The 13,241-nt window shown below is 45.1% G+C and carries 13 protein-coding genes; 1 reads left to right on the forward strand and 12 read right to left on the reverse strand.

Going from position 1 to position 13,241, the window contains the following annotated elements:
• Positions 1-85: 85 nt before the first annotated feature.
• From ICN16_RS03325 to clpB, 7 genes are all read right to left on the reverse strand, one after another.
• Positions 86-1,204, reverse strand: coding sequence for an adenylate/guanylate cyclase domain-containing protein (locus ICN16_RS03325; protein WP_216134015.1), 1,119 nt, complete (start codon positions 1,202-1,204; stop codon positions 86-88).
• Position 1,205: 1 nt separating this feature from the next.
• Entirely contained in the window at positions 1,206-2,036 is an 831-nt protein-coding gene (locus tag ICN16_RS03330) for a protein-glutamate O-methyltransferase CheR (RefSeq protein WP_216134017.1), read from the reverse strand.
• A complete protein-coding gene (locus ICN16_RS03335) occupies positions 2,029-3,186 on the reverse strand; it encodes a chemotaxis response regulator protein-glutamate methylesterase (protein WP_216134019.1) in 1,158 nt (385 codons plus the stop codon). The genes ICN16_RS03330 and ICN16_RS03335 overlap by 8 nt, the downstream gene beginning before the upstream one ends.
• 167 nt (positions 3,187-3,353) lie before the next feature.
• Positions 3,354-4,802, reverse strand: coding sequence for a mechanosensitive ion channel family protein (locus ICN16_RS03340; RefSeq protein WP_216134021.1), 1,449 nt, complete (start codon positions 4,800-4,802; stop codon positions 3,354-3,356).
• Positions 4,799-5,680 carry a 3',5'-cyclic nucleotide phosphodiesterase gene (locus ICN16_RS03345; RefSeq protein ID WP_216134023.1) on the reverse strand — a complete coding sequence of 294 codons (882 nt, stop codon included), beginning with the start codon at positions 5,678-5,680 and terminating at the stop codon, positions 4,799-4,801. Before ICN16_RS03345 ends, ICN16_RS03340 begins: the two co-directional genes overlap by 4 nt.
• A 74-nt stretch (positions 5,681-5,754) precedes the next feature.
• Entirely contained in the window at positions 5,755-6,993 is a 1,239-nt protein-coding gene (locus tag ICN16_RS03350; RefSeq protein ID WP_216134025.1) for an MFS transporter, read from the reverse strand.
• Between the two features lie 48 nt (positions 6,994-7,041).
• Positions 7,042-9,636 carry an ATP-dependent chaperone ClpB gene (gene clpB, locus ICN16_RS03355; RefSeq protein WP_216134027.1) on the reverse strand — a complete coding sequence of 865 codons (2,595 nt, stop codon included), beginning with the start codon at positions 9,634-9,636 and terminating at the stop codon, positions 7,042-7,044.
• Positions 9,637-9,750: 114 nt separating this feature from the next.
• On the opposite strand from clpB, the gene ICN16_RS03360 reads away from it, so the two are divergent.
• Positions 9,751-9,993: a GIY-YIG nuclease family protein gene (locus ICN16_RS03360; RefSeq protein ID WP_216134029.1), complete on the forward strand. Its 243-nt coding sequence runs from the start codon at positions 9,751-9,753 to the stop codon at positions 9,991-9,993.
• Positions 9,994-10,007: 14 nt separating this feature from the next.
• Here the strand turns inward: ICN16_RS03360 and ICN16_RS03365 are convergent, their stop codons facing one another.
• The 5 genes from ICN16_RS03365 to ICN16_RS03385 form a co-directional block, all read right to left on the reverse strand.
• On the reverse strand, positions 10,008-11,417 hold the full coding sequence (locus ICN16_RS03365; RefSeq protein ID WP_216134031.1) for a 3'-5' exonuclease family protein: 1,410 nt from the start codon (positions 11,415-11,417) through the stop codon (positions 10,008-10,010).
• Positions 11,418-11,430: 13 nt separating this feature from the next.
• Positions 11,431-11,904 (reverse strand): tetratricopeptide repeat protein, encoded by a 474-nt coding sequence (locus ICN16_RS03370; RefSeq protein ID WP_255533579.1) that lies wholly within the window; start codon positions 11,902-11,904, stop codon positions 11,431-11,433.
• A gap of 14 nt (positions 11,905-11,918) precedes the next feature.
• A complete protein-coding gene (locus ICN16_RS03375) occupies positions 11,919-12,485 on the reverse strand; it encodes an Rrf2 family transcriptional regulator (RefSeq protein ID WP_216134033.1) in 567 nt (188 codons plus the stop codon).
• A 99-nt stretch (positions 12,486-12,584) separates the two neighbouring features.
• Positions 12,585-12,998 carry a DUF2244 domain-containing protein gene (locus tag ICN16_RS03380; RefSeq protein WP_255533580.1) on the reverse strand — a complete coding sequence of 138 codons (414 nt, stop codon included), beginning with the start codon at positions 12,996-12,998 and terminating at the stop codon, positions 12,585-12,587.
• A gap of 46 nt (positions 12,999-13,044) precedes the next feature.
• Positions 13,045-13,197 carry a hypothetical protein gene (locus ICN16_RS03385; protein WP_216134037.1) on the reverse strand — a complete coding sequence of 51 codons (153 nt, stop codon included), beginning with the start codon at positions 13,195-13,197 and terminating at the stop codon, positions 13,045-13,047.
• Positions 13,198-13,241: the final 44 nt, after the last annotated feature.

Genomic DNA, 13,241 nt, shown 5'->3' on the forward strand with positions numbered 1-13,241 from the left:
TTGGATGCCTTTTTACTTTATAGGTTTAGCGCTCACAAGACGGATATGAAGGAAGGCTCTAGACTGAATACAGCTAATCAACCTACTACTTTTTGCCGACCAATAGGTAGGTGCTAATCTCCCCCAACCCCTTGCACTCCATCAGACCGGCATCCTCAAAGTCATAAGCATCCTTGAGAGCTTCGTAAGTACTTGGTGAAACCTGCACCCTCCCATGCTGGGATGTCGACTCCATACGACTTGCTGTATTTACAGTATTGCCCCATAAATCATAAGAAAACTTAGTAAAACCAATCACTCCCGCTACGACTGGACCTGAATTCATCCCAATCCGCATATTGAGCTCTGCATTATTTTCTTGGTTAAAACTCTTCAGATCCTCAAACATTCCCAAAGCCATTTCAGCGCATAAAGCAGCGTGATCAGGGCGTGGAATAGGCAAACCACCTACTGCCATATAAGCATCACCTATAGTCTTAATTTTTTCTAAGCCCAAAGCCTCTGCTCGAATATCAAACCGAGTAAATAAATCATTTAATAACTTCACAAGCTCAGTTGCTGTGGTCTTGGATGACATTTTGGTGAAACCCACTAGGTCACTAAATAAAATTGTGGCATCAGGATAGCTGCCAGATATGTTCTTTTCACCACGCTTAAGACGCTCAGCGATAGGCCGAGGAAGAATGTTTAGCATGAGCTTTTCAGTCTTCATCTGCTCAACTTCTAACAGCTGCTTTTCATGGTTAAGCATTTCTAAATGCTTGCGATCTAGGTCGCGGAGGCGTTTTTTCTCGAGCGAAGAAAAAATCCGTGCTCGCAATAGAATTGGATCAAACGGTTTTGGCAAATAGTCTTCCGCACCAATTTCAATGCACTTAATAGTCTTCTCAAACTGATCTGCCCCGGATATCACAATAATTGGCAATGCTTTATGAGTATCATCCGCCTTTAATTGCGTGAGCACTCCCAGACCATCCAACTCCGGCATTTCCATATCAAGAAGCATCAGGTCTACAGGATTGGATTTGACAAACGCAATCGCCTCGATGCCATCAGCAGCTTCAGATATATTTTTAAATCCCAAAGAATTTAACTCTCGGATCAAAATCTTTCTTAGCGTGCGACTATCGTCAACCACCAATACGGATGCATCTGCATATATTGGGTCAATTGCAATTGCAGGAGAAGCGCTTGGGTTATCCATATCAGACCTTGGTGAGAATATTGGGTTTGTAATACGAAATCTTATCTAATTGCACTAATTTATATAGGTCGTTTGAATGGATGGATTCTGCAGCACCCAAAATTAAAATACTGCTATCACCATTTAATTGCTTCCGTATTTTTGAGAGCACCTTATCTTTGGCATCTTGCTTAAAGTAAATAAGGACATTTCTGAGCATAATTAAATCGAACTTGGGATAAAACGGCCAACTGCCCACAAGATTATGATGCGAGAAATTGACCATCTGTCGAATTGCAGGCGAAATTTGATAAGTATCATCCTCAAGATGTGAAAAATACTTTCTCAAGTAATGAGCATCAAGACCGCGATGCGCCTCCATTGAATTATAAATTCCAGACTTTGCTTTTTTTAAGATTGATTCAGAGATATCTGTAGCTTGAAGCTGAATAGCCCAATCATGGAGTTGCGCAAAATCCTCCCTCAGCATCATCGCTAAGCTATATACCTCTTGACCTGCAGAACAAGCAGAGCTCCATATCCGTAGTGTTTTCTCATTCTTGCGAGCCTGAATGAGTTCCGGGAAGATGGTATTTTTTAAGGCCTCAAATACATGCTTATCTCGGAAAAAAAAGGTTTCATTAGTAGTGAGCGCTTCAAATGCCTGCCAATGAGTTGGGCCTACAGCATTCTGGGTTAGATATTTAATGAAAGCATATACATCAAGATATCCATTCTTAGTTGCAAGGGGTAGCAAACGGGACTCAAGCAAGTATTGCTTAGTGTCATCCAAAGCGATTCCCACCTGCTTCTCTAGCATGACGTAAAACTGCGGCAGATAGTCCTTAGACATGCTGTTGACCAGCAACAACTTTTCGGGTTCTAAAAACAATCTCGTTAGCAACTTGATCAATTGGCAGAATGCTGTCAGCTAAACCAGCTTGAACTACCGCACCAGGCATCCCCCAAATCACACTGGATGCCTCATCCTGCGCGATGACTTGTCCACCGAGCTCCTTGATGAGTTGCGCACCCTTTAAGCCGTCATAACCCATACCAGTAAGTATGACCGCCAGCAATCTATTGCCATAGACTGCGGCTGCCGACCTGAATAAGACATCGACAGCCGGTCTACAAGAGTTTTCAGGGGGATCGGTATTGAGATGGGTAATGATCTTGGTGCCTGATCTTGATAGAGTCATATGAAATCCACCCGGCGCCACATAAACCATGCCTGGTTCGGCGCTTTCACCCTCTTTTGCCTCTTTCACCGTCATGACGCCAATGGCAGTCAATCGGGCAGCCAAAAGAGCTGTGAACTCAGCTGGCATATGCTGAACAATAAAAATAGGTACATTAATCGGGGCGGTAAAGGCGCTGAATACTTGCATTAAAGCTTCAGGGCCGCCCGTAGAAACACCAATACAGACCGCTTCTGCAGGCTTTGCCAAGATGCTTGAACTGACTTTGCTGATCTGAGCTGCTAGCGGTGGTTCTGACTTGATTGGAGGAATGGGAGCTCTAGCTGGCGCAGGAATGGCAGGCTTAACAATACCGCCAGCCTGAGCCTCTTTAGCCCTGCGTGCTTTAACGCGCTTAGCTAAACCAATAATCTTAGGAATTAATTCAGACTCTAAAATCTTAAATGTGTCATCAATTCCACCGGTAGTATTGGCAGGCTTACCCACATAATCACTTGCGCCTGCTGTCAACGCCATCACTGCTGCTTGAGCACCCTGATGGGTTAAGGAGCTAAACATGATGATCGGCAAATACTTATTTTCTTTACGAATCTCTCTTAACGCCGTTAAGCCATCCATCTCCGGCATCTCGATATCTAAAGTGACCACATCTGGATTACAAGTTTGAATGGCTTCTATTGCCTGCAAGCCATTCTCAGCAAAGCCTGCAATCTCAATTGAAGGTTCTTTTTGCAAGGCGCTTGCAATAATTTTGCGCATCACGGCAGAATCATCGACAACTAGAACGCGAACTTTTTCCACAGATTCCTAAATAGGGGTGAGAGTCTAGCTTTGAGCTGACTCAATATGCTGGCATTTAAAGAATAAATCAAATTTGTTCCGATACTAACAAATTTCTCAAAGGCAATTACCATTTCGAGCTAGCTAGATATCAAGAAAATGGAGTCATGCCTAAGCCTTAAGTCCGACTAACCTTTATTGAAAAAGAACTTCAAAATCTTCTTAGCGAGGATTTTGATATTTTTCCTAACTTCTTCTGGCTCTAGCGCCTGGTTAAAGTAAGCTTGGTTTGCGGCCTTCCGCTCTTCGAGTAGGGTTGAAATTTCATCTATTAACTCAGGGGTATCCTCAAAAATCGGGGTAATATCTGCCTTAGTAATTTCTAGAAGCGTGGAGTTCATCTTTGCTCTAACATTGGCTGAACGAGGTTCACCAGTCAACAGGGACATCTCACCCACACATTCGCCAGGCCAAATAGTGGCGACAACTACCTGCTCACCTTGATCGTTAGGAATAGTTACCTCTAGGCCACCTTCCATCAAGATATACATGCTATCTGCGTTATGACCTTTTTCGATGAGCAACTGATTGGCCCGACACGTCACAATCTGAGCAACATCGGATAAACGAGTCACCTGCTCCATACTTAAAGCCTTAAGAACTCCAAATCGATAAACATCCTTGAGACGACTATTAATCGTACGGACCAACTCCGAGGAACGAGTTACTTCAACAGTGGAATTCATATTCATGCCGCCCAACTTGAGAAACCGAGCAGCGGCCAAGCTCACCATATGCTTTGAACCCTTTGGAGTTACAGAGGGATCACATTCATATTGCCAGGTAAATGTATATGTTCCATTATTAATTTTTGCTAACCGTATTTGATACCAAGGATATCGAGGATCAGCCTTAACAATGTAGTCTGCAGCCTGGGTTAATAACTCAATGATCCTATCGGCATCATTCCCGGAATCCAACTCAATATCAATAATTCGACGAGCGCCCACCTTTTCAGATTGCTTGTTGAGATTCACGTAAGTCATGCCAATAAAGCGACGGTTCGGAACTCGAATAGTATGCTTGACCGCATTCCTTAAGATCACCATGCGGTGATCGATTTGCACTACTTGGTAGTATTCGCCTTCCTCAACCTCAATATAATCACCAATACTAATTAGGCCTTCTGATTGAATTTGAATGCAAGCAACAATATCTGCAATGAATTCACGCAACACATAAACAATGCCGAAACCTACGGCTCCCGACGCGGCCAATACCTCACCAGCTGAGTGGTCATACATCACAACAAAACCAATTAAGCCGATTACTGCATAACAGACGATGGTGATAGCCTGAACCAAAATTGCAGGCAGATGATTACCTTCGGTAGTTTCATTAAAGCGAACCACAAAATGGCGGATGGCCATATCTACAGTAACTGCAAAAAGGATAAATTGGCCTACCGCAACAAAATCATCTATTTTGAAATCATGCTTATTAGCTAAATCAGCAATATTCCAAGCCCAAAATGAACCAAACTGCTGATCCAACCAAAATGCATAGACGATGTTGGCAAGAATCAAAAGCCAAAATATAGGTTTAGGCAAGGAAAAAATACTGTGCTTGATTTTCATGGCGATGGGGAGCGAAGCTGTGAGAGGGAATTATTCAATATGTTTGGTAGTCCACTCCTGGAGGAGTGAGGGCTTATAAACTGCAGACTGGCAAGAAAGCTAAGATAACCCAGCTGATTTTGAAGAGCAATCGATTTTTCAGGATAAGGCCCTGCCCACTCCTGAACCAGTCTATTGGTTAGCTCCTGACCTCTCTTTGGCAAAACACTGGCTGCTAGATCGGATTCTACTAACAGCATCGCAAGGCAATCTACATGGGCAGGAGGATCAAAGCTGAGGCGCTCCAATAAGGTCTTGTATTGCCCATGATCAGTGGCCATAACCCAAGGCTCTAAAACTTTCAACACTTCACCCACCATGGACGATGAGTAAGCTGAATTAGTCAACAGCTCTTTTAATAAATCCAAACTGTGCTGCTCCAATTGACCAGGAGTGGCATTAATCAATCCGGGGTGCCCTAGATCATGAGCGGCAGCTGCCAGCAATAGCTGCCACTTTTCCAGTGATGAGCTTACCCAGGCGGAATTAATGGAATTTGCATGAATACATTCATCCTCATGCATCAGAAAATAAGAAAGCATCAGACACACTTCCATCATGTGCTTTTTAGAATGAAAAGCAGGTGCAGCATGAACTGATGCTAGGCGATCAATTTCTTTACCCACAGATAAAATCATCGATACATAGGGGTTTCGATCAATACTCCAGCTTGCCCATAATTTTGTTTGAACTAATGCCTGCAAAAAGTCATGCATGCTATCAACGTTTTCGTCGATTAACCATAAAAATGCTTCGATGTCCTTAGCTTCTAGGGCTAAGCATTCTGCATTCAAAAAATGATTGAGGGAGGCTTGTAGGTCAAACTGCTGGGTATTCATCTGCTTTGCGCCAAGAGACTCCGAGAAAGTGCAATATGGTTCAGTTTAAACAACTTACCATCTAAGCAGCTCTTTTAGGCGGTTTTAGGATTACCTATGGATGCGACCTTAAATCCAGTCAAGATAATCATGAGTTGTAGAAGGGCTACACCTACAAAAAGCAGCTTAGGTAAACCGACATCTAAGAAGATCCCGAAGATTAATGGACTCATAGCCGCTCCAAGATCAATGCCAGAGTAGACGATGCCGTACACCCTACCCGATGACCCGGAGGGTGTCGCTGAGCGAATCATCAAATCACGTGATGGCGCGGCAATGCCCAAGCCAAGACCAATCACAATGAATGCAATCACAATCAATTCGATAGGCACCAGACCGGTGGCCAATAAAAGACCCATCACAATATTGACCGTAAAACAGATCGTAATAATGCGCTCGGGCACCTTTAATTTAGTGGCCAGATAACCGCCCAATAGCATTCCTCCGGCGCCGCCTATAGACATGAGCGTGAGATAGTAATTTCCAGAACTGACAGCAATGTCATGGATTTTAAAAAGCGCTGTGGGTGCAAATGATTGCAAGCCGGTAGTTGCAGCCATGCTGAAGAAAAAGAAAATCCAACAAAGCCAAACAACGGGAAGCTTCAGAAAACCAAAGGTACTCATTGGGGCTCCACCGGGATTGCTTTGGGCATGACTAGCCTGCGATTCCGCACGCCTTGCAGCTACATCATCAATTAAGCGCGCCCTACTAATCCATAGCGTTAATAAGATCAGTGCTTCGAGCGCTGCTGCAGATAGAAAAGCAATACGCCAATCGGCGATGCTAGCGACCGCCACCATGAAAGCTGGGGCTGCAGCCCAACCAATATAACCCGTCACCCCATGAATGGAATAAGCGTAAGGCAAATTTGGTGGTGAAATTTTATGATTGATTAATGTGTAATCGACTGGATGAAAGACGCCATTGCCACAACCCGCAATTACTGCACCTAGAACCAACATGGCATAGCCATTGCTTTGGGAGTACGTGAGTGCAGCTACCGCAAGCAAGCCTACACCAGCAAACAATACGGGGCGAGCACCAATACGATCCACCAAGAAACCTGATGCAGCCTGAACAGCGCAAGAGACCACGAAGAAGATGGTCATGAGCAAACCTAGCTCAGCATAATTAAAGCCAAACTCTGCCTTCAACCATGGGAACATGGGCGGCAGAATTAAATGAAAGAAATGGGAGCTGCCGTGAGCCAGGCTAATAAGACCAACAACCCGGACATCACTGGCGCGCCTACTTTTCAGGGCATCAGTCATGTACCGAGTTTACTGGCGCAGGGAAATTCCTGCTGAAATACAGCGATATTACTTGCTGAAGCTGAAATCCCCATTCTTATCAACACCCACAGGAACGGTATCCTTAGGACCAAACTTGCCTTCCAAGATCATCTTGGACACTGGGTTCTCAATATGCTGCTGAATCGCACGCTTCAGTGGTCTAGCTCCAAACACAGGGTCAAAGCCTACCTCTGCAATCTTGCTAAGAGCAGCATCACTCACTTCCATCTGCATATCGACCTTTGCCAAGCGATCTGACAAGTTCTTCAGCAAGATCTTCGCGATATTCGCAATATTGCCTTTGTCCAAACCATGGAATACCACGATCTCATCAATACGATTGAGGAACTCAGGACGGAAATGATTCTTCAGCTCTTCGAATACCGCATCTTTAATTTCAGATTGCTTCTTATCTGTCATGGACTGGATGAGATGTGAGCCGATGTTGCTGGTCATCACAATCACCGTGTTCTTGAAATCAACAGTACGACCTTGACCATCTGTTAAGCGGCCATCATCCAATACTTGTAGAAGTACATTGAAAACGTCTGGATGCGCTTTTTCAATTTCATCAAACAAGATGACGCTGTATGGATGGCGACGCACTTGCTCGGTTAAGTAACCACCCTCCTCGTAACCTACATAGCCTGGAGGCGCACCGATTAAACGCGCTACGCTGTGCTTCTCCATGAACTCACTCATGTCGATTCGGATGAGATGATCCTCGCTGTCAAACAAGAAACCAGCCAAAGCTTTGCAGAGCTCAGTCTTACCAACACCAGTAGGACCCAAGAATAAGAATGATCCATAAGGACGATTCTCTTCAGCAAGACCGGCACGGGAACGTCGAATTGCATCAGACACCGCACGAATAGCTTCTTCCTGACCAACCACGCGCTTGTGTAAAAGCTCCTCCATCTTGAGCAGCTTATCGCGCTCACCTTGCATCATCTTCGATACTGGAATGCCTGTAGCACGTGACACTACTTCTGCGATCTCTTCTGCGCCCACTTGAGTTCGCAAGAGCTTATTCTTCACTACGCCATCTTTATTGCCTTTTGCCTCGGCAGCAGCAGCAGATTTAAGCTTAGCTTCAAGTTCAGGTAATTTGCCGTATTGCAATTCAGCAACTTGCTCCAACTTACCGTCGCGCTGAAGCTTGGCAATATCAGCGCGTACCTTTTCAATCTCTTCCTTGAGGTGAGCAGCACCTAATACAGCGCCCTTTTCCGCCTTCCAGATCTCTTCTAGATCAGCGTACTCAGCACCCAGACGCTTGATTTCATCTTCAATCAAGCCGAAACGTTTTTGCGATGCTTCGTCTTTTTCTTTCTTGACAGCTTCACGCTCAATTTTGAGCTGAATAAGGCGACGCTCGAGCTTATCCATCACCTCCGGTTTGGAGTCAATCTCCATACGAATGCGAGAGCCAGCTTCGTCAATCAGATCGATAGCCTTATCCGGCAAGAAGCGATCGGTAATGTAGCGATGAGACAACTCAGCCGCTGCAACAATTGCAGGATCAGTAATCTCAATTCCATGGTGAAGCTCATAACGCTCTTGCAAGCCACGCAAGATAGCAATGGTAGCTTCTACACTCGGCTCTTCCACCATCACTTTTTGGAAGCGACGCTCGAGCGCAGGATCCTTTTCAATGTACTTACGGTATTCATCTAAAGTAGTAGCGCCAATACAATGCAATTCGCCACGGGCTAATGCAGGCTTGAGCATATTGCCAGCATCCATAGCGCCATCACCTTTGCCAGCACCTACCATCGTATGAATCTCATCAATAAAGATGATGGTTTGACCCTCGTCTTTGGCAACATCACTCAGAACAGCCTTCAGGCGTTCTTCGAATTCACCGCGATACTTAGCGCCAGCCAATAACAAAGCCATATCTAGCACGAGGACGCGCTTGTTCTTCAGGGTCTCAGGAACTTCGCCATTAATGATGCGTTGGGCTAAACCCTCCACAATGGCAGTCTTACCTACACCTGGCTCACCAATCAGTACTGGATTATTTTTACCGCGACGCTGCAGGATCTGAATGGTGCGACGAATTTCATCATCACGACCAATGACCGGATCGAGCTTGCCCATACGAGCACGCTCAGTTAAATCGACGGTGTATTTCTTTAAGGCTTCTCGTTGGCCTTCAGCATCTGCACTATTCACTGATTCTCCTCCGCGCACTAAATCAATAGCCGCTTCTAACGATTTACGGTTTAATCCGTTCTCACGAGCAATCTTGCCGAGCTCGCCCTTATCATCCGCTACCACCAGCAAGAAGAGCTCGCCAGCAATAAACTGATCATTGCGCTTATTGGCTTCCTTTTCGCATAAGTTAAGCCAGTTACTCAAATCACGTCCAACCTGAACTTCGCCACTAGTACCCTGCACTTCTGGGAAGTTGCTGATGAGCTTCTCGGTTGCCTTCTCAAGACCAGGAACATTTACACCGGCGCGAGTTAATAAACTCTTAGCGCCACCATCGGAATCCCGCAACATGGCCAAGAGCAAATGTGCTGGCTCGATGTATTGATTGTCTTTTGCCAAAGCAAGGCTTTGAGCCTCGCTGAGGGCTTCTTGAAACTTCGTAGTTAATTTATCTATTCTCATTTTTAAGTCCTATTTACCTCAACTATTTTTATCTATTTCTACCTATAGAATATAGGGGCATTCTTCATAATTTCAAGTCTGTTAGACCACTTTTTAAGCGAATTTACCCCTATTTTGACCTGGCTTGTTTACCTCCTCGAGTGCTCGGACGGCAGCTATTACGCTGGCATTACCAACCGGCTAGAACATCGCTTGGATGCGCATAACTCAGGGGATGGCGCTCGTTATACGAGGGCTCGTAGACCAGTTACCCTTTTGGCAACTCAAGAGCATCCGGACCGATCTGAGGCCTCTAAGGCCGAGGCTAGACTGAAGAAATTACCGAGATCTGAAAAGTTGGGGTTTTTTAAAACCTAAAAGTTAGGTTCGACTTAGACGGGATCCCCAAGCTTTAACGGAATCACTTGGCTCTTAAAGCTTCCTGCCAGCGCTTTTTTTAAGATCTTGTAAATATCCAGATCAAATTCAGCCCCTCCAGAATCAGCCAGCTCATAGAGCTCATCCTCGTTGATTGCGGTGCCTAGATAGCGCCAGCGATCAACTACATGCATATGACCAGCCTCTCTAATTGCAATGGCTCCTTTATAGGGCCAGACTTGAACCTGAAATAACTCTAATGCAGTTTTGAGCTGAAGATTGTGGAGCTCAATCGCGGAGTCTCCAATGCATGCACCACTACATTGCTTGACTTGATAACCAAAGCAAGCCTTACCTTCAACATGCTTTTCCAGGCCCAGAAGGGCCTCGCAGAGACGATGTTTTTTAGCTATTGCCTTAAGGTAATTATTGGCTTCTCTTTTGCTATAGAACAAGCCAAACAAGTTATCTTGAACCCCGGGATCTAATTCACGATGACCGACTAAGTGAGGAGTTAGTACGCCGACCTCATCGAGCCCCAGTCTCCAGGCGCAGAGATCTTTAGAGCGACGTAACTTAATGTTCATACTAGGCATGCGCTCTTTAATGAGTCGCGATTCTAAAATCAGTGCGCCCAACTCTCCACTGGTCTCAATCCAATCAATATCCCAAACCTGCATTGATAGTTTCATTTCCTTGCGCTGGGTGAGCGCGCCTTGAAAATGCCCCATCACTCTACTTCGCAGTGAAATACTCTTACCGATATAAATCGGAACCCGATTCTCACCATAAAAAATATAGCAACCCGGCTTCTCCGGAATCGAGTCCACAAGCGCCTTATCGATATTAGGTGGCAAGCTAGGGTTTCCAATAAGCTGATTAACTGCTTTAAGCAGAGCTTCACGCCCCAACTTTGCTTCACATACTCGCCAAAACTGGAGCAATAAGTCCGCGTCACCAAGCGCACGATGCCGAGCGCTAATTTTTAACTTATGAGCGCTAATGATGGTGTCTAGGTTATGTCTAGGTTGCTCAGGAAATAACAATCTAGATAGCTTTACGGTACAAAGCACTTTGGGTTTGAAGTTGATACCCACTCGCTTAAAAGACGCCTTCAAGAAACCATAGTCAAATCGAGCGTTATGGGCTACGAAAATCTTTCCCTCGAGCTCTCGGGCGATTTCTGTTGCAAGACACCCAAAGGGAGGCTGCTTACTCACCATGTCCGGACGGATGCCAGTCAAGGCCTGTATGTTTTGCGGAATAAATGTTTGAGGATTAATGAGGCTTTCCCAAATCTCTACTTGATCATGAATCAGAGACTTGATGCCCACCTCAGTAATACGATCGCGCTCAAAATGAGAGCCCGTTGTTTCGATATCAACAAATGCTAGTGGGGGATACTCAAGATCGCTCGTTGACATCGGTGACAAAGAATTACTTTTTACCTTGATACTTCGCAATACTCGCTTTGAGATCTCTGTACTCTTCACAACTTAATAAACACGCCTTGTCGAGTCTTGCCAACATAGCCTCAGCTCCAGGCAAATCCTTCTTCATCAAAAGTAACTCGCCGTAATACTCCAAAGCTGCCCGATGACTTGGGTCAATCTTGAGTGCCGCCTGGTAATACTTCTCAGATGACACTAAATCTGGTGGCTGTTTTTTACGAAGGCTGTATCCCATGAGATTATTCCAGTCTGCCGAGTTGACTTCGTTTGCCGACTGCAATTGCTTTATTGCTTGATCATAATTATTGGATTTAATGCTGGCACGGGCATCCGTTAGCCAAGCTGGATCAGACTTCGCTGGAGCGCTGTCAGCAGCCACTGAAACCACCCAGGGTGTCATTACAAGGGCAAGAGATAAAAATAGCTTGCTAATGAAATTACGCTTTGTTGCCTTAATCATGTGGGGCCTTATATCTATCCTGCTTTGTGCAAATAGTCGCCAAAACTAAAAATCGAGTTTGGTCCCAGAGGAACGTCTTCTACTTTTTTAAATGGCGCCTTGATAACCCTCTGAATCTCACCCTTAGATGGCTTATGCGCCTTCAATTCTGGATAAGAAAAAGTCTTGCGCTCTGGAGCGGTTTTGGCCTCGCTAAATCGCGGCACATAATCTTTAATAGCATCAGAGAGATTCATATTGGCCATGCAACTGAGCATATAAGTCTCCAAGGATTGATATAACTCACTTGCAATGTCGCAAGCCTCAACCTTACGCTTCTTGATGTAATTCATTGCCAAGACCACGTCTTTAATGGTGACCATTCGCGGATCTTGCAGAAGGGTATAGCCACCATTACGACCTTTAGTACCCTTGACGATTCCTGCGGCACGTAAGGCGCTGAGTAAAAGCTCTATTCTGCTAATCGATAATTTTTGGCGTTGCGCCAGCTCTAATCCGGTGATAGGCTGAATGCTATTTGAATTGGATGCAATATCAACCAAAGTATTGAGGGCGGCCTTCACTGCTGTATTGACGTTCATGATTAGTTTTGCAAATATGTTGAATTGAATTCAGTATCAAGTTAAACGCATATTTCTGCAGGGCGCCAAGCTTTAACCCTGAAGGATCCATGGTTGCAATCAACCCAAATACGGTCGTAGCTCAACAAGAAGACACTTAAATTGCTCACGCCTCAGAAACTGGCCTAGCTCGACACTCTGCCCTGTTTGCGCAATGGAAAACACCTTGGCATGCTCTTCTGGCTGAGATAGCCTGGCCCAACGGGTATTAAATTCCAAAACAGTCTCTTTGTAGGCGATAAATTTCCTCACAATGAGGCGCGTGCCATTAATCTCAATCTCCTCGTAATCCAGGGCATGCCGACAGTAAATCAAAAAACCAGCAGTAACAGCAGTCAACTCGATCGCAGTGAAGATGAGGATAATTTTCACCCCGGCCAATAAAAACCCTGTGGCAACGGTTAAGGAGAGGGCTACAAGAGCGAGGTAAAACTTGAGCAGTTGGCCAGGGGTCAACGCGCAATTTCGTCTCATCTTCCAGGTTTTCATTGTAAGGTGAGGATCCTAGCGAAACTATGGTCTAGTTACTGACTGCCTTGGCTTGTTTAGCCCTCCCAAGCTGATCAGCGCTTCGCTGCTGAAAATCAACCATCGAGTGATACCCCATTTGGTAGCAAGGGCAATGCTTACCCAGAATCCAGCGCGCAAGCTTAACCCGAAACTTTTGGATCATATTGTTTCTCCTTTGAATACTTGCAATTTAGCTGAAATCCAGAA

Origin of the sequence: Polynucleobacter sp. es-MAR-4, assembly GCF_018882055.1 — a bacterium.
GTDB lineage: Bacteria > Pseudomonadota > Gammaproteobacteria > Burkholderiales > Burkholderiaceae > Polynucleobacter.

Excerpts from the sequence above, each read along its gene's own strand:
- ICN16_RS03325 (WP_216134015.1), bottom strand. The coding sequence starts at position 1,204 with ATGGATAACCCAAGCGCTTCTCCTGCAATTGCAATTGACCCAATATAT.
- ICN16_RS03330 (WP_216134017.1), bottom strand. The coding sequence starts at position 2,036 with ATGTCTAAGGACTATCTGCCGCAGTTTTACGTCATGCTAGAGAAGCAG.
- ICN16_RS03340 (WP_216134021.1), bottom strand. The coding sequence starts at position 4,802 with ATGAAAATCAAGCACAGTATTTTTTCCTTGCCTAAACCTATATTTTGG.
- ICN16_RS03345 (WP_216134023.1), bottom strand. The coding sequence starts at position 5,680 with ATGAATACCCAGCAGTTTGACCTACAAGCCTCCCTCAATCATTTTTTG.
- ICN16_RS03350 (WP_216134025.1), bottom strand. The coding sequence starts at position 6,993 with ATGACTGATGCCCTGAAAAGTAGGCGCGCCAGTGATGTCCGGGTTGTT.
- clpB (WP_216134027.1), bottom strand. The coding sequence starts at position 9,636 with ATGAGAATAGATAAATTAACTACGAAGTTTCAAGAAGCCCTCAGCGAG.
- ICN16_RS03365 (WP_216134031.1), bottom strand. The coding sequence starts at position 11,417 with ATGTCAACGAGCGATCTTGAGTATCCCCCACTAGCATTTGTTGATATC.
- ICN16_RS03370 (WP_255533579.1), bottom strand. The coding sequence starts at position 11,904 with ATGATTAAGGCAACAAAGCGTAATTTCATTAGCAAGCTATTTTTATCT.
- ICN16_RS03375 (WP_216134033.1), bottom strand. The coding sequence starts at position 12,485 with ATGAACGTCAATACAGCAGTGAAGGCCGCCCTCAATACTTTGGTTGAT.
- ICN16_RS03380 (WP_255533580.1), bottom strand. The coding sequence starts at position 12,998 with ATGAGACGAAATTGCGCGTTGACCCCTGGCCAACTGCTCAAGTTTTAC.
- ICN16_RS03385 (WP_216134037.1), bottom strand. The coding sequence starts at position 13,197 with ATGATCCAAAAGTTTCGGGTTAAGCTTGCGCGCTGGATTCTGGGTAAG.